The organism is Mesorhizobium sp. WSM4829 (assembly GCF_055811475.1).
This window is the reverse complement of sequence record NZ_JBVVQJ010000008.1, coordinates 158,004-176,308: the sequence shown is the minus strand read 5'-3', so window position 1 is coordinate 176,308 and position 18,305 is coordinate 158,004. Positions and strand designations below refer to the sequence as shown.

General features: G+C 61.9%; 13 protein-coding genes and 2 tRNA genes. 14 read left to right on the top strand and 1 reads right to left on the bottom strand.

Going from position 1 to position 18,305, the window contains the following annotated elements:
- Positions 1-28: 28 nt before the first annotated feature.
- From AC0L17_RS10725 to pcaF, 5 genes are all read left to right on the top strand, one after another.
- Positions 29-913 carry a sugar phosphate isomerase/epimerase family protein gene (locus AC0L17_RS10725; RefSeq protein WP_473515794.1) on the top strand — a complete coding sequence of 295 codons (885 nt, stop codon included), beginning with the start codon at positions 29-31 and terminating at the stop codon, positions 911-913.
- An 89-nt stretch (positions 914-1,002) separates the two neighbouring features.
- Entirely contained in the window at positions 1,003-2,094 is a 1,092-nt protein-coding gene (locus AC0L17_RS10720) for a Gfo/Idh/MocA family protein (RefSeq protein WP_473515793.1), read from the top strand.
- A gap of 322 nt (positions 2,095-2,416) precedes the next feature.
- On the top strand, positions 2,417-3,139 hold the full coding sequence (locus AC0L17_RS10715; protein ID WP_473515829.1) for a 3-oxoacid CoA-transferase subunit A: 723 nt from the start codon (positions 2,417-2,419) through the stop codon (positions 3,137-3,139).
- Positions 3,136-3,807 carry a 3-oxoacid CoA-transferase subunit B gene (locus AC0L17_RS10710; protein WP_473515792.1) on the top strand — a complete coding sequence of 224 codons (672 nt, stop codon included), beginning with the start codon at positions 3,136-3,138 and terminating at the stop codon, positions 3,805-3,807. Before AC0L17_RS10715 ends, AC0L17_RS10710 begins: the two co-directional genes overlap by 4 nt.
- A gap of 2 nt (positions 3,808-3,809) precedes the next feature.
- Positions 3,810-5,012 carry a 3-oxoadipyl-CoA thiolase gene (gene pcaF / locus AC0L17_RS10705; protein ID WP_473515791.1) on the top strand — a complete coding sequence of 401 codons (1,203 nt, stop codon included), beginning with the start codon at positions 3,810-3,812 and terminating at the stop codon, positions 5,010-5,012.
- Positions 5,013-5,788: 776 nt separating this feature from the next.
- Here pcaF and AC0L17_RS10700 read toward each other — a convergent pair.
- Positions 5,789-5,863: transfer RNA gene (locus tag AC0L17_RS10700), tRNA-Asn, on the bottom strand.
- Positions 5,864-6,084: 221 nt separating this feature from the next.
- Between AC0L17_RS10700 and AC0L17_RS10695 the strand changes: the two genes are divergently transcribed.
- The 9 genes from AC0L17_RS10695 to AC0L17_RS10655 all read left to right on the top strand — a co-directional run bounded on the left by AC0L17_RS10695 (position 6,085) and on the right by AC0L17_RS10655 (position 17,923).
- Positions 6,085-6,345, top strand: a complete 261-nt coding sequence (locus AC0L17_RS10695; protein WP_023802589.1) for a hypothetical protein — start codon at positions 6,085-6,087, stop codon at positions 6,343-6,345.
- A gap of 334 nt (positions 6,346-6,679) precedes the next feature.
- Positions 6,680-6,753: transfer RNA gene (locus AC0L17_RS10690), tRNA-Cys, on the top strand.
- Positions 6,754-6,884: 131 nt separating this feature from the next.
- Positions 6,885-7,553, top strand: coding sequence for a protein-L-isoaspartate O-methyltransferase family protein (locus tag AC0L17_RS10685; RefSeq protein WP_473515790.1), 669 nt, complete (start codon positions 6,885-6,887; stop codon positions 7,551-7,553).
- 186 nt (positions 7,554-7,739) lie between these two features.
- Positions 7,740-9,140 (top strand): TolC family outer membrane protein, encoded by a 1,401-nt coding sequence (locus AC0L17_RS10680; protein ID WP_473515789.1) that lies wholly within the window; start codon positions 7,740-7,742, stop codon positions 9,138-9,140.
- Positions 9,141-9,354: 214 nt separating this feature from the next.
- Positions 9,355-10,242 (top strand): PopZ family protein, encoded by an 888-nt coding sequence (locus tag AC0L17_RS10675; RefSeq protein WP_473515788.1) that lies wholly within the window; start codon positions 9,355-9,357, stop codon positions 10,240-10,242.
- 377 nt (positions 10,243-10,619) lie between these two features.
- Positions 10,620-13,403 (top strand): valine--tRNA ligase, encoded by a 2,784-nt coding sequence (locus AC0L17_RS10670; RefSeq protein WP_473515787.1) that lies wholly within the window; start codon positions 10,620-10,622, stop codon positions 13,401-13,403.
- A gap of 434 nt (positions 13,404-13,837) precedes the next feature.
- Positions 13,838-15,085, top strand: coding sequence for an OmpP1/FadL family transporter (locus AC0L17_RS10665; protein ID WP_473515786.1), 1,248 nt, complete (start codon positions 13,838-13,840; stop codon positions 15,083-15,085).
- 290 nt (positions 15,086-15,375) lie between these two features.
- Positions 15,376-17,100, top strand: coding sequence for a dihydroxy-acid dehydratase (gene ilvD, locus AC0L17_RS10660; RefSeq protein WP_473515785.1), 1,725 nt, complete (start codon positions 15,376-15,378; stop codon positions 17,098-17,100).
- Entirely contained in the window at positions 17,087-17,923 is an 837-nt protein-coding gene (locus AC0L17_RS10655; protein ID WP_473490380.1) for a tetratricopeptide repeat protein, read from the top strand. The genes ilvD and AC0L17_RS10655 overlap by 14 nt, the downstream gene beginning before the upstream one ends.
- Positions 17,924-18,305 lie beyond the last annotated feature (382 nt).

Genomic DNA, 18,305 nt, shown 5'->3' with positions numbered 1-18,305 from the left:
GGTGCCGCGCTGTTCGCGGAGGCACGGTATGCATTCCCGCAAGGACATCGTGATGGCTGCAGACGTTGAACTCCTGATTTCCTACTTCGCCCTTTCTGGAGACGTCTTTCCGTTGGGCCCGACGGAAATCAGCCCCTTCCCGTTCAAGGACCGTGTCGAGGCCGCCGCCCGCGCCGGATTCAAGGGCTTTGGCCTCCATTCGGAGGATGTAGTTCATGTCAGGGATCAGATCGGCTACCGGGAAATGCGCCGGGTCGTGGAGGCGAACGGCATCAAGCACCTCGAGATCGAGTTCCTGACCAATTGGTTCCGCCGCGACGAGAAGCGTCAGGAGTCCGACAAGGTCCGCAAGCTTATGCTCGAGGTCGCGGCGGAATTGGGGCTAAAGGATATCAAGGTCGGGCCTGGCTTCGAGGATTTTCCCGCCGACGTGCCGCTGATGGCGGACGAACTGGGCAAGTTATGCGACGAGGCGGCGCCCTTCGGCACCGACATCGTGTTGGAAATCATGCCCTGGTCTAATGTGCGTACCATCGAAACCGGCCTGGCGATTGTCTCCGGTGCAAATCGCAAGAACGGTGGCCTGCTCATCGATATATGGCATATGGCCCGTGGCAACATTCCTTATAGCGAAATCCGCAAGATACCTTCCCAGTTCATAAAGGCGGTGGAAATTGACGACGCGCTGAAGGTGGCGCCGGTACCAGACATTTGGGAAGACACGATCGCTTATCGCGAGCTTTGCGGTGAAGGGGAACTCGATGTCCCGGCGTTTCTGCGCGAGGTGCAGGCTGCCGGTTATCGCGGCGTGTACGGCACGGAGATCCTTTCGGCCAAACACCGCAAGCTAGGACTGGACGAAATGGCCGAGCGAGTTTTCAGGTCCTCCATGGCTCAGTTTGCTGATCTCTGATCGGACCAACGGCAGCGCGAGCTTTTTGGAGGGGGTGATCAACGAGGATCGCCCCTTCTTCTTTTCTCCACAAACGAAGGTCAACGGCCATGGGCTACGCTATTGGTGAAGATGCCATGCTCGGCATCGCTTGCTTGGGAATTACGCACCCCCACACATCCGGCAGGGTAAAGGCGTTTCAGAGAATGTCGGGGGTGCGCCTGCTGGGTGCCCATGACGAAAGTCCGCTGCTGACGCCGTTTGTCGATGCGCTTGGGTTGGAGCCCCGAAGTAAGGACGCGATCCTGGCGGATGCCGATGTCCATGCGGTGCTTGTGCATCCCAAAAGCCACGCTATGGCGGATTTTGCCATCGAGGCGCTTGAAGCGGGAAAAGCCGTGCTTTGTGAAAAGCCGGCCGGCCGAGGGTCGGCCGACACCGCGCGTATCGTCGCCGCCGTCGACCAGACGGATGGCCTGTTTCAGGTTGGGTACTGTTGGCGTTTCGCGCCTTCCATCGGAAAGATGCAGGAGGTTCTGGCAAGCGGGCGATTGGGGAAAGTTCTCCAGGTCAGGGCGCATGCCGGCTGCTCTCACAATGAGGCAGCTACCGCCCACATGAATCAGCCTGGAGACATAGGTGGAGCGATGTTCGTCATCGCCTGCCACCTCATCGATCGCATCCTGCTCCACTTCGGCATGCCCGATACAGTCAATGCTAGAATTACCAAGTTTCCGTTGGTGTTCGGCGCCGAGTCCCGGGAAGACGCCGGTGGCGCGATCCTCAACTACACCGACAAGTTGGTCACCGTCGACTTCATGTCATGGGATCCGCTGTCGTGGACGGAGAGTTGGGACCTGTCGGCATACGGGACCGATGGAATAATGCACTCGTGCCCTCTGCCGGCCTCGTACAAGATCTACGACAGCGGGAAGAACGGCCACCACCAAGGCTGGACGGAGTGGCGAGAGACGAGTTTCCCGGAAATCTGGGCGACGAAGAAGACCGTCTATTCGCCTGAAATCGCCGAGATTGGTAATCCGATCTACTTCGACCGCGAGGCAGCGGCGTTCGCTGCCTCACTGCGGTCGGGCTCGCCGTCGGTCGTGCCGGCAACGCAGGCCCACAACGTCAATCGGCTTCTCGAAGGCATGTTCAGGTCGTCCGAACAAGCGGGTGCTGAAGTTTCAGTCGCGTCGTAGGCTCACCTTTAACTTTCTAGCCCGGTGACCTCCACGTTGTCGGGCTTTTTCGTGAGTCATTTTTGCAACAACCGCAACACTGTTTCCATGTTCGCGCGCTTTATCGCGCCAGCCGCCATGCGAGAATAACCCGATTGAGAGGACGGGCGCATTCATAGGAGGAGCGCTCTTTAGGACAGCCGTCATCAGGAGGAGAACATGGCTATCAACCGTCGACTATTCTTCGCTTCGGGTATTGCGCTCGCCACTGTCTTATCGGGTGCACGGGCATCAGCCCGTGCACCCGATTGATGCAGCGGCCTTCGCCGTGAAGGATGGTTTTATGGATAAGACGGTTCCCGATCTCGCCACAGCAGTAGCCGGGATCGAAGACGGGATGACGCTGATGATTGGTGGATTTGGCGGCTCAGGTGCCCCGATCGAACTCATCCACGCCCTGATCGATCGATTTCGCGCCACCGGCTCTCCCAAGGCACTCATCGTGATCAACAACAATGCCGGCAATGGGCGGATCGGCATCGCGGCAATGATCGACGCCGGCATGGTCGCAAAGATGGTTTGCTCGTTTCCTCGCTCGGCCGATCCGCGCGCATTCACCGAGAAGTATCGTGTTGGCCAGATCGGGCTCGAACTCGTGCCGCAGGGAACGTTGGCCGAGCGTATCCGTGCCGGCGGCGCGGGCATTCCGGCCTTTTACACGCCGACCAGCTTCGGCACCGATTTGGCGGAGGGGAAGCCTGTCGCCGAGTTTGATGGTCGCATGTACGTGCAGGAACGTTGGCTCAAGTCGGACGCGGCCCTGATCAAGGCCGAACTGGCCGACACCATGGGTAATCTCACCTATCGCAAGGCGGCGCGTAACTTTTCGCCGCTAATGGCCGCCGCCGCCAGGCTGACCGTCGTGCAGGCCTCAAAGATCGTCCGGCCTGGTGGGATCGATCCGGAGCAGATCGTTACCCCGGGCATTTTCGTCAACCGCATCGTGGAAGTCGCGGATGCCCAACAGGAAGAGGCCCTTATGCGGGCAGGAGTGGCCTACGGATGACCGAGAAACTCACCAACGCACAGATCGCCTGGCGGGCCGCTCAGGACATTGGTGACGGCGCGTATGTCAACCTGGGCATCGGATTCCCCGAGATGGTGGCCAAGTTCCAGCCACCCGGCCGGCAAGCGATCTTTCACACTGAGAACGGCGTGCTCAACTTTGGGAAAAGTCCTCCGGAAGGCGAGGAAGACTGGGATCTGATCAACGCCGGCAAGAAGGCAATCACGCTGCGGCCCGGCGCAGCTTTCTTCCACCATGCCGACAGCTTCGCCATGGTCAGGGGGGGCCATCTCGACGTCGCCATCCTGGGTGCCTACGAAGTAGCTGAAAATGGCGACCTCGCCAATTGGTCGACGGGCCCTAAGGGCGTGCCGGCCGTGGGCGGTGCCATGGATCTGGTGCATGGCGCCAAGCGCGTTGCTGTGATCACCGACCACGTGACGAAGGACGGACGCCCCAAGTTGGTCAAACGCTGCGGCCTGCCGCTGACCGGCGTTGGCTGCGTCACCCGCGTCTATACCAGCCTTGCCGTGGTTGACATCGAGAGCCAGCGTTTCGTGCTGCGCGAGAAGCTTCCCAAGCTCAGCCTCGACGTACTGCAAGCGGTAACGGGTGCCGAGCTTCTCGTCGACGGCACGATCGGTGACTTAATTGTTCCGGAGGTCTAGGAATGAGCGAAGCTTTCATCTGCGCCTACAAACGCACGCCCATCGGCCGCTTCGGGGGCGTCCTGTCCTCGGTTCGCACGGACGACTTGGGTGCCGTTCCTCTCAGGGCCCTGATCGCTGCGAACTCAGGTGTCGATTGGGACGCGGTCGACGACGTGATCTTCGGTTGTGCCAACCAAGCTGGCGAGGACAACCGAAACGTTGCTCGTATGAGCTCGCTTCTGGCCGGCCTGCCTGTGAGCATCCCCGGCACCACAATCAATCGCCTCTGTGGCTCCGGAATGGATGCTGTGATCACGGCAGCCCGCGCGGTCAAGTCCGGTGAGGCGGAGTTGGTCATCGCCGGCGGCGTCGAGTCCATGAGTCGAGCCCCGTTCGTGCTGCCCAAGGCCGAGACGGCTTTCTCTCGCAATGCTGAGATCTACGACACGACCATCGGCTGGCGCTTTGTCAACCCGCGCATGAAGGAGCACTACGGCGTGGATTCCATGCCGGAAACCGGTGAGAACGTCGCTCGGGACTTTGGCGTGTCGCGCGAGGCGCAGGATGCCTTTGCGGTGCGCAGCCAAGACAAGGCCATCGCCGCGCAGAAGAGCGGCAGGCTTGCTCGGGAAATCGTCCCCGTAATGGTCCCTCAGAAAAAGGGGGGCGCAATCCCCGTCGAGCTGGACGAGCACCCTCGAGCCGGCACCACGATGGAAGCCCTGGCGAAGCTCAAGCCGCTGTTCTCTGGAGGGAGCGTCACCGCTGGCAACGCCTCAGGCGTGAACGACGGCGCTGCGGCACTCATCATCGCGTCGGAGGCAGCGGCCAAGCGCTACGGGCTTACAGCGATTGCCCGCATACTAGGTGGTGCGGTCGCCGCCGTGCCACCTCGGATTATGGGCTTTGGGCCGGCACCGGCCACCAAGAAGCTCTGCGCTCGCCTTGGGATTGCACCGGCGGAATTCGAGGTGATCGAACTCAACGAGGCTTTCGGGAGCCAGGCCATCGCAGTGCTTCGCGACTTGGGGATCCCTGAGGACGCAAGCCAAGTGAATTCCAACGGCGGCGCCATTGCCTTGGGGCACCCTTTGGGCATGAGCGGCGCGAGGATAGCTGGAACCGCAGCTCTCGAACTCGCCGCCTTTGGGAAAACATACGCCTTGGCGACGATGTGCATTGGCGTGGGGCAGGGGATCGCTATCGCACTGCAGCGGGTTTAGACGACTGGGCGACGGGCTGGAGCGATAGTGCGATTTCAGACGACCGCGATGTCGGCGCTGAAGGCAAGTTATCTTGCGCCCTCGCGCTTCATGGCTCTGTCATTGAGGCCAGGCACGGCTCGACTCGCGCATATTTCGGGGCGGCGCGGCTCGTTATTGGTGAAGACGTTCGCGCCAAAACACCGCTTCCAATATGCCAAATGCTGCCCCAGTAGGATGGCCGAAAAGCCGTGAGGCGCCATCGAAACCAAGCATGGGCGCAGGCTCGAAATGTTTTTCCTTAACCGGCTAAAGCCGGAGTATTCGCGCGATGCGGATGGCCGCATGCCAAGCGACAAATTTGTCGCGGCGTGCACCCGACTGGTTAGCGGCTTCCCGGCTAAGGTTAACGACGCAAGGGTTTGACGCGACCTTCCGGGCATCTCTCGCAATGTCCAAAAGGAGGCGCAAGGCTGTCGTCCAGTGGCAGCCTGACAGCGGTCGCCTTAGGGTCAATTCTTCCCGTTCTCGAGCTGGAAGGTTTCGCCGGCCGAATCTATGTAGCGGCTCGTTTCGGCGCAATCGCGCCGGCCGTAGGTCTTTTCACGATGTGGCCGCCGAATCTACGAAGAGGGCCTTGCAGGCCTAGGCGAGGGGAGGGCGCTACGCTAGGCTATCACTGACTTCGATCGGCATCTCTGCGTTTTGCGAGCCATTCCAGGAGAACGAATCGGATCGATGCGCAGAAAAAATCGCATGTCTGCGCACAATCTCGCGCCTTAGCGTAGAAAGGGCGGTGGCTCCCCGGGCCGGATTCGAACCAGCGACCAACCGGTTAACAGCCGGTTGCTCTACCACTGAGCTACCGGGGAACAGAGGCTCTCATGTGAGTGGCGCAGCCTATAGCAAACCCGTTTCGGCTTTGCAAAGAAGCATTTCGTATTTTTCGGCGCTTTTTCGCGCCACGATTTCTGGCAATCATGTGCGCGCGTCCTCATATGAGCCGTCTGGCGGGGTGCGCGGAACCGAAAAGGCGGTTGCGGCTTTCGTCAGCTAGTGCTTTTAGTTTGCCCGAACGGACCACTGATCAGACATGAGCGCAGCAAGCCACAACCACCCACCGGCACGGAAAATATCGGTCTTCGGCCGTGAGTTCACCATGCCGCGCTCGCGCGGCCTCAGGATTGCAATCGGCGTCGTGCTGATCTTCGGCGGCATTCTCGGCTTTCTGCCGATCCTGGGCTTCTGGATGGTGCCGATCGGATTGCTGGTGCTCTCCTACGAGTTTGCCGTCGTGCGTCGCCACCGGCGCCGGCTCGTCGTGTGGTGGGAACGGCGGCGGCGCCCGAACTGACGGCTGTACCGACTTCGGCAGCCGGCAAGCCCTGCGAAGGCGTCTTTCCGGCTCGACTCACTTGGCTGAATGCCCGGACTGGCTGAGAGCCTTGTTTGGAAATTCTCCTCCGACGGCCAGATGATGGCGTTTCTCCGCATACCTGCAGCGCCGCGCGTCCAATTGGTGGCGCAGCGCTCTGACGTCCGCTGCGCTCCGGTTCTCGGAGCATGCGTGTCGTTGGCTCGGCGCGTGGCATCATGGCCGAGGGGAAACCGTCGGGAATGCACCATGGCCGCTTGACGGCATTTTCGCCGCAACCTATTGGAACCGGGTGGAACGCCGGGAGCAATGAGGCCTCGTGGCGGAGTGGTTACGCAGAGGACTGCAAATCCTTGCACCCCGGTTCGATTCCGGGCGAGGCCTCCAGTTGCCCAAGCTCCCGCGCACCAGCGCCAGGGGGTTCCGGTCGACATGAGCCGCGGTCTGGCGCGGCAAAGCGGATCGATCTTGGGCGGATTGATCTTGAACAGGTTGGTCTTGGGCGGATTGGTTGGAACATGAGCGCTGATTTTGCCGAACGTCGAGTAAAAATGGTCGACGGCCAGGTCCGCACCACCGACGTAACCAGCGCGCCGCTGCTCGAGGCGATGCTTGTCGTGCCGCGCGAAGCCTTTGTCGCCCCCGATCAGCGCGATCTGGCCTATATCGACGAGGACATCCGCATTGCCAATACCGCGGACGGCCCGCGCTATCTCATGGAGCCTTCGCCGCTGGCCAAGCTGATGCAACTGGCCGAGATCGGCCCTGGCGATTCGGCGCTCGATGTCGGCTGCGGCACCGGCTATGCGGCGGCGATCCTGTCGCGGCTGGCAAAGTCCGTCGTTGCGCTGGAAAGCGATCCGGCATTGGCCGAGACCGCGATGTCGACGCTTTCGGCGCTGGGCTGCGACAATGTCAGCGTGGTCAACGGACCGCTGCCGGAAGGGCATGGCGCGGGAGCACCCTACGCCGTCATTTTCATCGGCGGCAGCGTCGAGAAAGTGCCGGAACCGTTGCTCGACCAGCTTGCGGAAGGCGGTCGGCTCGTCGCCGTCGAAGGGCAGGGGAATTCGGGCGTGGCCCGATTGTTCCTGAAAACAGGGGGGGTCGTAACCGGAAGAGGCGCCTTTAATGCGGCAATTAAGCCACTACCGGGATTCGATCGTATTCGTGCGTTCGAGTTCTGAGTGATTTTGGCTTGCAGCAAAGCCGTTGTCATGTTCGCTTGCGCTTGAACAATTGTTGCTGATCCGCACAACCGGGGTGTTCTTTTGGGGGCAGACAGCAGGGAACCTGAAACACACGGCGCCGGCTGCTCGAATGGGGGAAGCCGGCGCGGTGTGGTTCCCATGCAAAACGAATGAGGGAATAACGTGCCGTCTTTACGAAAGAGTCTTTTTGCCGCCGTCCTCTTCTCGGCGACCGCGCTTTCTCCGCTAGGCGCCTCGGCGGAAACCATTCTCGGTGCACTTTCAAAAGCCTATCAGAACAATTCCCAGCTCAATTCGGCCCGCGCCGGCGTCCGCGTCACCGATGAGGGCGTTGCCATCGCCAAGTCCGGCTGGCGCCCGACCATCACCGGTTCCGCGAACATCGACTTCTCCAGAAGCCATTTCGATCCCCGTAGCGGGCCGGGTCGAGACCTTTCGTTAACCACCGGCAACTTCGGCGTCCAGATCGACCAGACCCTGTTCGACGGCTTCCAGACCAGGAACAACGTCGCCGCCGCCGAAGCGCAGGTCCGCGCCTCGTTCGAGAGCCTGCGCAACACCGAAGAGAACATCCTGTTCAATGCGGCAAGCGCCTATATGGACGTGATTCGCGACCGCCAAGTGGCGGTGCTGACGGAGCAAAACCTGCAGTTCCTGACCGAGCAGGCGCGCGCCGCGCGTTCGCGCTTCGAGGTCGGCGAAGGCACCCGCACCGACGTTGCGCAGGCCGATGCCGAGCGCTCCTCCGCTGTGGCGGAACTGGCGGCCGCCCGCGCGCAGGCGCTGGCGAGCGCTGCGACCTATCGCCAGATCGTCGGCGACGAGCCAGGCAGGCTCAGGGCCGCTTCGCCGCTGGCGAAGCTGTTGCCGTCGAACCTCGATGCGGCTATCGCGATTGCATCCATCGAGCACCCGGCCATCCTCGCCACCCAGCACCTGGTCGACGCGGCGGCGTTTTCGGTGAAATCGGCCGAAGGCGCGCTGCTGCCGCAGCTTTCGGCTTCCGCCGGCGTTTCCAGCGCCTATCGCAGAACGGCTCCGGGCTCCGCCGATACGGGGCAGGACGGCACAACCAATTCGGCCAGCATCGGTGCCACGCTGACCATACCGATCTATTCGGGCGGGCGGACGTCGGCGATAGTGCGTCAGAACAAGGAATCGCTCAGCCAGGCCCGGATCGAGGTCGATGTCAGCCGCGACACCGTGCGGCAGGCCGTGACCTCGGCGTGGACGCAATATATCGCCGCCCAGCAAACCGTGGTGGCCAACAGGCAGGTGATTGCCGCCGCACAGCTTGCCCTGAGCGGCGTCATCGAAGAGCGCAATGTCGGCCAGCGCACCACGCTCGACGTCCTCAACGCCCAGGCCACGCTCATCACCGCCAAGATCAACCAGGCCAGCGCCGAACGCGATCTGGTGGTGGCGAGCTATGCCATCCTGTCGGCTATCGGTCATCTTTCGGTCGAGCGTCTCGCCCTTCAGGTAGTGAAATACAAGCCCGAAGAACATTACAATGCGGTCAAGGACAAGTGGTTCGGCCTGCGCACGCCAGACGGCCGCTGATCCCCTCACCAGTTTCAACTTCCGTCCAGTTTCAAGCTATTTAGAGCCCGCGCGTCCAAAAGGTCGCGCGGGCTCTAATCTGTTGAAATCCAACATGCCCTCAGATTGGGGATTCTCGTAAGGCGATCCGTGGGTTACGCTGTTGCCATGATTCGAATCCGGCTTGGGCCGGACAGGAAATCTGCAACGAGTCACAAGGGCGGCGGATGTGACGATGGCGACGGCAAGCAGCGTACAGCGCGAACCTTCCATGGAGGAGATACTGGCTTCCATCAGGAGGATCATCGAGGACAACGACACCGGCCGCAAACAGCCGGACGATACGGACGACCTGCTGCAGGATCTGACGTCGGTAGCCGTGTCGGCACCGGCGGTAGCTGTGCCGGCACCGGCGGCAGGCGGGGCTCCGCCGGAGGCAGGCGCGTTTCGCGCCGAGTTGCGTCCGGGATTCGACGCCAGGAGGCCGGCCACGCTGACCGAGGTGCAGGCGCAACCGTCGGCCGTCGAGCCCGTCATCGCGCGCGTCGAGCCGCCGGTGCGTTCCGATTCGGCTCCGGTCAAATCGCCCGTGACGCTTGCTGGTGACAGGGTCGCGGCCGAAGCGACCCCGGCCGCCAAGCCGGAGCCGAATGCGCCTGCGACGGCAAGGGTTGCGGAGACGACCGACAGTATCGTTGCCGGGTGGCGGCGTGATATCGCCGCAATTAGCGAAGCGAAGACCTTGGCGAGGCCGGACAGGGCCCCAGACAGGGCTGATCTGAGACAGACGCCGGATGCCGAACCGAAGGCCGAAATTATCGAGGACGCGGCCGAACCTGCTTTCGAGCCGGCCCCGCCGCGAAGCGGGTTGGCGCGCCCGGCGACGAGCGAGGCACTGTCCGCTCGTCCGGCGATCCTTTCCGAACATACCGGCCGGCAAGTTGCCGCCGCCTTCGGCGAGCTTTCCGATGCGTTCGCCAGCCGCAGCAAGAAAACCTTCGACGAGATGGCCGAGGAGATGCTGAGGCCCATGCTGCAGGACTGGCTGGACAACAATCTGCCGACGCTGGTCGAGCGGCTGGTACGCGAAGAAATCGAACGCGTAGCGCGCGGCGCGCAGTAACCGGCAAATCGCCGAAGTCGGCGCCGCCCCTCATCTGCCTGCCGGCATCTTCTCCCCGTATAGTGACGTATAGGGACGGGGAGAAGGGCTGGCCGCAACCTTGGCGCACTTTCTGCAACGCTGGAAATTGGCGAAATCTTTTGCGATGTGTCTTTCTCCCCGTCACTATACGGGGAGAAAATGCCTGGCAGGGCAATGAGGGGCAGCGCAAACCTCTAAGCGATTGCCCTGCGACGCTCACTTCTGCAAGTTGCCCCGATCTGCCCAGGCGCTATTTGCTGGCATGGCCCGTCTGCCGCTTGCTTGCGGTTGACTTGGCCAAAACCTTCCGATTTACAACCGGACCAGCAAAAACCCGACAGCCCGGACGCCTTCCCATGCTCGAAAAAACCTACGACGCAAAAATCGTCGAGCCGAAGATCGCCAAAGTCTGGGAGGAGGCCGACGCGTTTCGTGCCGGCGCAGGCGCAGAGGAGGGCGCGGAAGCCTTCACCATCGTCATCCCGCCACCGAACGTCACCGGCTCGCTGCATATGGGCCATGCGCTCAACAACACGCTGCAGGACATTCTGGTGCGCTTCGAGCGCATGCGCGGCAAGAACGTGCTGTGGCAGCCCGGCATGGACCACGCCGGCATCGCCACCCAGATGGTGGTCGAGCGCCAGCTTATGGAGAAGCAGATCCACCGCCGCGACCTGACGCGCGATGAGTTCGTCGAGAAGGTCTGGGAGTGGAAGGCCGAATCCGGCGGCGCGATCTTCAACCAGCTGAAGCGGCTGGGGGCCTCGGCCGACTGGAGCCGAGAGCGTTTCACCATGGACGAGGGTCTGTCCAGGGCGGTGCTCGAAGTGTTTGTCACCCTCTACAAGGAAGGCCTGATCTACAAGGACAAGCGCCTTGTGAACTGGGACCCGAAACTGTTGACCGCGATTTCCGACCTCGAGGTCGAACAGCAGGAGGTCAACGGCAATCTCTGGCATTTCCGTTATCCCGTCGAGGGCGAGGTCTTCGATCCGGAAAATCCAAAAACCTTCATCATCGTGGCAACGACGCGGCCCGAGACGATGCTGGGCGATACGGCGGTGGCGGTGCATCCCGACGACGAGCGTTTTCGGCATCTGCTCGGCAGGAACCTCGTCCTGCCGATCGTCGGCCGCAAGATCCCGGTGGTGGCGGACCAATATTCCGATCCGGAGAAAGGCAGCGGCGCGGTCAAGATCACGCCGGCGCACGACTTCAACGATTTTGAGGTCGGCAGGCGCCACAAGCTGCCGGCCATCAATATCCTCACCGTCGAGGCGGCGCTCGCGCTCACCGACAATGACGACTTTCTCGCCGGGCTGGAGGTAACTCCTGAGCGTCAGGCCGTCTGGGATGAGCTCAACGGCCTCGATCGTTTCGTCGCGCGCAAGAAGATCGTCGAGCTGATGGAGGCGGGCGGCTTCCTCGAAAAGGTCGAGCCGCATCGCCATACCGTGCCGCATGGCGATCGCGGCGGCGTGCCGATCGAACCGTTCCTGACCGAACAATGGTATGCGAACGCGGCGGAGCTCGCCAAGCCGGCGATCGCCTCGGTGCGCGAGGGCCGCACCAGGTTCGTGCCGAAAAACTGGGAGAAGACTTATTTCGACTGGATGGAGAACATCCAGCCCTGGTGCATTTCGCGCCAGCTCTGGTGGGGACACCAGATCCCGGCCTGGTACGGGCCGGACGGCCGCATCTTCGTCGAGAAGACCGAGGAGGAGGCGCTCGCCGCCGCAATCGAATATTATCTGGCGCTGGAAGGGCCGTGGAAGGCCTGGGTCGAGGACAAACTCGAGAATTTCAAGCCGGGCGAGATCCTGACCCGCGACGAGGATGTGCTCGACACATGGTTCTCGTCGGCGCTGTGGCCGTTCTCGACGCTCGGCTGGCCGGACCAGACGCCGGAGCTGAAGACCTACTACCAGACCGACGTGCTGGTAACCGGCTTCGACATCATCTTCTTCTGGGTCGCTCGCATGATGATGATGGGCCTGCATTTCATGGGGGAGGAGCCGTTCCACACCGTCTATGTCCATGCGCTGGTGCGCGACAAGAACGGGCAGAAGATGTCGAAGTCGAAAGGCAACGTCATCGACCCGCTCGATCTCATCGACGAATATGGCGCCGACGCACTGCGCTTCACGCTGACGGTGATGGCCGCGCAAGGGCGTGACGTGAAGCTCGATCCGGCTCGTATCGCCGGCTACCGCAATTTTGGCACCAAGCTGTGGAACGCGACGCGTTTTGCCGAGATGAACGACGTCGCGAGAAACGACGATTTCTGGCTGAACGACGCCAAGCTGGCGGTCAACCGCTGGATCCTGACCGAACTGACACGCGCGGCGCGCGAAATCACCGATGGCATCACTTCATACCGGTTCAACGAGGCTGCGACTGCTGCCTACCGCTTCGTTTGGAACCTGTTCTGCGACTGGTACCTGGAACTGCTGAAGCCGGTCTTCATGGGCGCGGACGAGGCAGCCAAGGCCGAGAGCCGGGCTTGCGTCGCCTTCGTGCTCGACGAGATCTACAAGCTGCTGCATCCGATGATGCCGTTCATGACCGAAGAGCTGTGGGCTGAGACATCGGGTGAGGGCAAGGAACGGCCGTCGCTGCTTTGCCATGCCGCGTGGCCGTCGCCCGACTTCGAGGACGAGGCAGCGGCCGCCGACATCAACTGGCTGATCGACCTGGTCTCAGGCATCCGCTCCGTGCGTTCGGAAATGAACGTGCCGCCGGCGGCGATCGCGCCGCTGATGGTGATCGGCGCCAATACCGCAACCCGCGAAAGGCTTGAGCGTCAGGCATCGGCCGTCAAGCGACTGGCGCGGGTCGGCGACATCTCGCTTGTTGATACGGCGCCCAAGGGCTCCGCCCAGATCGTGCTCAACGAGGCCACCATCTGCCTGCCGCTCGGCAGCCTGATCGACCTTGCCGCCGAGGCGGCGCGGCTGCAGAAGGAATTGGTCAAGGTGACCGAAGAGATCGCCCGCCTGCACAAGAAGCTGTCCAACGACAAATTCGTCGCCAACGCGCCGGAAGATGTCGTCGAAGCCGAGCGCGAAAAACTCGCCGAGTATCGCGAGGCGCAAGAGAAGCTTTCGGTGGCGCTGACACGCGTGCGCGAAGCCGGTTGACCCATCTGTGATATTTGAGAACCGAATTGGCGGAGGAGCGGATTTGCCAACCGGCTTCCGCTTGTTGGACGCCTGATGCTCAGGATTCGCGAGTCCTGCGAACGCGCTTTTCGGGCGGCTTCCTGCACGAAAAATAGGCATTCCGCAGCGTAAATCTTGACGTAAACGGAATGTTTTAGCCCCATTGTTGCCATAATGTAACAATGGGCTCAGTTGCCGCAAAACGGGCGGTTTTTGCGCCGTTCCATGTGCGTTTTTCCGAGTTTTTGCTCGATTTGCAGCCAAACAAGCCGTTTTCCGGCTTTGCTGTGGATCTGTCACTTTGTCTGAAATGCGGTCGGCGAAGGCGTACATGTACGCATCGAGAATTCGTTGTTGCGCCGTTAACTCGAATTGGTTCTAGCTTAGTCCATTCGTACTAGGGGAGGAGATTCATGAACAATTTGCGTCTGAAAGCGCTGCTGGGGGCGGGGTGCTTTTCGCTATTGATGTCGGGCGTTGCCAACGCCGGCGGCTTCGACCGGGGCGGTGTCAACATCGACCAGTTGTTCGATGCCGCGCCATATTCGTTCGACGCCGGCGTCACCTATGTTTCGCCACAGCGCACACTGAAGAATGTGCGGCGCCTGGATTCTCCGCCAGCCCCGGTTGCGTTGTCGTCCTCGTCAGTGGACGTTGGTGGCGACTATGCGGTGCCGCGCGTCGGCATCAAGGCCAACATTTTTGAACCAGTGGATTGCCTTGCGACCTATACGGAACCGTATGGCGCGGAGGCGGACTTCGGAATGAACAATGCCTATTCGCCATCAGCGGTCGAATACTACGTCAGAACAAATGATTTCGGCCTTACCTGTTCCTACAAGGTGAATGTCGGCAAGGGCGCCCTGCGGTTCATTGGCGGGATCTCCTACCAGGAGGTCGATGCATTTCTGTCGCGCCAGACCTTGCTGGCCTTCGGCAATACCGGCCTTGGCAAATTCCAGCTTTCCGATGAGGCATGGGCTTGGCGCGTGGGTGCCGCCTATGAAATTCCCGAAATCGCCTTGCGCGCAAGCCTGGTCTACTCTTCGCGCTACAAATATGACGAGTTGTCGGGAACCGTCGACTCCACCGGTTTCAGGGGCACCCCTCCGGCGGATCTTGTTCCAGGCTCTACGGGGGTGTTCCCTGTGTCCGCCTCGGCCGAAATACCCCAGGCCGTGGAACTCAAGCTGCAGAGCGGTATAGCGCCTGGCTGGCTGGCGTTTGGTTCTATCCGCTGGCAGGAATGGAGCAAGCTTGGCATAATTCCGATCCAAGGTGTCCGCAGCCCTATAACCGGCGGCATACCTGGCTCCCCAGACTCGCCCGTTTCCTTCGACCTGCTCTATCGCGACGGCTGGACGGTTTCGGGCGGCATAGCGCACAAGTTCACCGACCAGTTGTCGGCCGCGGTTTCGCTGACCTGGGATCGTGGAACCTCGACGACCTCCGGCTATCAGTCGGACACCTGGTCCGTGGCCAGCGGCGTCTCCTATTCGCCGAACGACAGGATCGAGGTCAGACTTGGTGGCTCGATCGGTGTCCTGACCAGTGGGTCGTCGACCTTCACCGGTGTTGGCGACACGGCAAATGCCGTCACCTACACATATGACGACGATCTGCTCCTTGCCGGCTCAGCTTCGGTTAAGGTCAAGTTCTAAACATCTGTTTTCAATAGCAAAAAGGCCGGACGATGCCCGGCCTTTTTGCTTGAGGGGCTTGCCCGCGACCAAAGCGGCGCTGCAACGACGCCGCTTCCCTCTGCCTCACGCGATCGTGATGTTTTGGCAACAGTTTCTGAACAACCCTCGCGCCACAACCGCGCCCGCCGACATTGCCTACTTCCCGCCATAAACCCGGCGCACCTCGAATGCGTCCCAGGCATGCCAAAAGGCTCGGCGTTGGGGCAGGTCGCACCGCAGGTCTCATCGCCCCGGGGCAAGGGAAGAGAATGAACGCCAGAGTCATCTCCAAAGCCAAGCTGCCCAGCCGCTATGTGACCGTCGGTCCGGCGCGTGCGCCGCACCGATCCTATCTTTATGCGATGGGCTTGTCGGCGGCCGAGATCGCGCAGCCGCTGGTCGGCGTCGCCAGCTGCTGGAACGAGGCGGCGCCCTGCAACATCTCGCTGATGCGCCAGGCGCAGGTGGTCAAGAAGGGCGTCGCCGCGGCGAACGGCACGCCGCGCGAATTCTGCACCATCACCGTCACGGACGGCATTGCGATGGGCCACCAGGGCATGAAATCGTCGCTGGTGTCGCGTGAGGTCATCGCCGATTCGGTCGAACTCACCATGCGCGGCCATTGCTACGATGCGCTGGTCGGTCTTGCCGGTTGCGACAAGTCGCTGCCCGGCATGATGATGGCCATGGTGCGGCTCAATGTGCCGTCGATCTTCATTTATGGCGGCTCGATCCTGCCCGGTTCCTACAAGGGCCGGCAGATCACCGTGCAGGATGTGTTCGAGGCCGTCGGCCAGCACTCGGTCGGCACGATCGGCGACGCCGAACTCCTCGAAATCGAGCAAGCCGCTTGTCCGTCGGCCGGCTCCTGCGGCGCCCAGTTCACCGCCAACACCATGGCCACCGTCGCCGAGGCGATCGGGCTGGCGCTGCCCTATTCCTGCGGGGCGCCGGCGCCCTATGAGATGCGCGACCGCTTCAATTTCGCCTCCGGCGAAAAGATCATGGAACTGATCGCAAAAAATATTCGCCCGCGCGACATCGTCACTCTGAAAGCGCTGGAGAATGCGGCGACCGTGGTCTCGGCCACCGGCGGCTCGACCAACGCGGCGCTGCATCTGCCGGCGATCGCGCATGAGGCGGGGATAAAGTTCGACCTGTTCGACGTCGCCAGCATTTTCGAGAAGACGCCTTATATCGCCGACCTGAAGCCGGGCGGCAAATATGTCGCCAAGGACATGTTCGAGGCCGGCGGCATTCCGCTCTTGATGAAGACGTTGCTCGACCACGGCTATCTGCATGGCGACTGCCTGACCGTGACCGGCCGCACTTTAGCCGAAAATATGGAGCACGTTGCCTGGAATGATAGCCAGGATGTGGTTCGTCCCGCCAACCGACCAATCACCCGAACGGGTGGCGTCGTGGGCTTGAAGGGAAACCTTGCCCCCGAAGGCGCGATCGTGAAGGTCGCGGGCATGTCGGAGCTTAAATTCTCTGGCCCGGCACGCTGCTTCGATTCGGAAGAGGAATGTTTCCAGGCGGTTACGGATCGCAGCTACAGCGAAGGCGAGGTCCTCGTGATCCGCTACGAGGGACCGCGCGGCGGTCCGGGCATGCGCGAAATGCTGTCGACGACGGCGGCTCTCTATGGCCAGGGCATGGGCGGCAAGGTGGCTCTCATCACCGACGGGCGTTTTTCGGGCGCGACACGCGGTTTCTGCATCGGCCATGTCGGGCCGGAAGCCGCCGTGGGTGGCCCGATCGGGCTGCTCAGGGATGGCGACTTGATCTCGATCGACGCGGTGAACGGCACCATCGAGGTGGCGCTGTCCGACACCGAACTGGCGACCAGGGCAAAGGCATGGAAGGCGCGCGCGACCGACTATCAGTCGGGCGCGATCTGGAAATATGCACAAACGGTAGGGCCTGCCCGCGACGGGGCGGTCACCCATCCCGGTGGTGCGAGAGAAACACATTGTTATGCGGATATCTGAGTTGCTGAGGCTGTCTGTCTTTTCGGCACTGGTCGCGATCGCCACTTTTGGCGCGACCTTGGGCGCCGCAGGCCAGGCCATGGCCTTCGACGACAAGGTGTTCGACGACAAGACCGGCGTGAAGCCGCAGTCGAGCCCGTGGGCGGTGTTCCAGTTCGGCTTCTCCGCCTACAAGAACGGCCGCAAGGAGCAGGCTGCTGAGGCTTATAAATACGCGGCCGAAAACGGCCAGATCGGCGCCACCTGGAAGCTTGCGCGCATGTATGCCGAGGGTGACGGCGTCGAGCGCGACGACTACGCGGCGTTCAAGTTCTTCAGCGAGATCGTCGACCAGGACGTCGAGCCCGGCTCGCCGGAAGAGAGCTATGTTTCGGATGCGCTCGTGGCGCTCGGCGACTATCTGAGGACGGGCATCCCCGGCAGCCCGATCAAAGAGAACGAGGTGGCGGCCCAAGAGTACTACATGCGCGCCGCCGCCAACTACCGCAACCCGAATGCCCAGTTCGAGATGGGCCAGATCTTCCTGAATGGCAAGGGCGGCGTCAAGGCGAGCATCAAGCAGGCCGGACGCTGGTTCCAACTCGCTGCGGAAAAGGGCCATGCCGGCGCGCAGGCGACGCTCGGTCACCTGCTCTTCCAGAGCGGCAAGATCGTTCGGGGGCTGGCGATGATGACCGCGGCGCTTGAACGGGCCGCGCCTTCCGACCAGCCATGGATACGCGGCATGCAGGAAGAGGCGTTTGCCGCCGCGGGCGAGGCCGACCGCCGCACCGCGATTTCGCTGGCCGACGACATCCTCACCAAGGGTGGCGGCGACCGGTAGTCGCGAAGCCAACGGCTGGGAAAGACTGGGTCAATAGAAAGAGTGGGGATCTCGAAAAAGTCGGGATCAATTCACGGTCGGTTTTGTCGGAACGGGACCGGACTCCGGCGTTGAAATCGGCGTGGCCGGCGGCGCCAGCTTGGTTTTAGGACAATCGTCCCGGATCCTTGTCCATGACGTGTTGTTGAGCACCATGTCGCAGCGGGCGAGATGGCTCCGACCGGAAAGCGTCAGGCAGGCGACCTGGCCGATCTGGAATGATGTTCCGTTGGCCAGGCATGCAGGATTGGCAAACGCCGACGTTGCCGCGAGGGCGAGCGCGGCGGCACATGGGCAAATTAAAAGCCTGATCGTCATCCTGAACCCCGGCCGAACCCGAATT

Coding starts and splice junctions, on each gene's coding strand:
- AC0L17_RS10695 (WP_023802589.1), top strand. CDS start 6,085: ATGAGCGCAGCAAGCCACAACCACCCACCGGCACGGAAAATATCGGTC.
- ilvD (WP_473515785.1), top strand. CDS start 15,376: ATGAACGCCAGAGTCATCTCCAAAGCCAAGCTGCCCAGCCGCTATGTG.
- AC0L17_RS10725 (WP_473515794.1), top strand. CDS start 29: ATGCATTCCCGCAAGGACATCGTGATGGCTGCAGACGTTGAACTCCTG.
- AC0L17_RS10710 (WP_473515792.1), top strand. CDS start 3,136: ATGACCGAGAAACTCACCAACGCACAGATCGCCTGGCGGGCCGCTCAG.
- AC0L17_RS10665 (WP_473515786.1), top strand. CDS start 13,838: ATGAACAATTTGCGTCTGAAAGCGCTGCTGGGGGCGGGGTGCTTTTCG.
- AC0L17_RS10675 (WP_473515788.1), top strand. CDS start 9,355: ATGGCGACGGCAAGCAGCGTACAGCGCGAACCTTCCATGGAGGAGATA.
- AC0L17_RS10685 (WP_473515790.1), top strand. CDS start 6,885: ATGAGCGCTGATTTTGCCGAACGTCGAGTAAAAATGGTCGACGGCCAG.
- AC0L17_RS10655 (WP_473490380.1), top strand. CDS start 17,087: ATGCGGATATCTGAGTTGCTGAGGCTGTCTGTCTTTTCGGCACTGGTC.
- AC0L17_RS10670 (WP_473515787.1), top strand. CDS start 10,620: ATGCTCGAAAAAACCTACGACGCAAAAATCGTCGAGCCGAAGATCGCC.
- AC0L17_RS10720 (WP_473515793.1), top strand. CDS start 1,003: ATGGGCTACGCTATTGGTGAAGATGCCATGCTCGGCATCGCTTGCTTG.
- pcaF (WP_473515791.1), top strand. CDS start 3,810: ATGAGCGAAGCTTTCATCTGCGCCTACAAACGCACGCCCATCGGCCGC.
- AC0L17_RS10715 (WP_473515829.1), top strand. CDS start 2,417: ATGGATAAGACGGTTCCCGATCTCGCCACAGCAGTAGCCGGGATCGAA.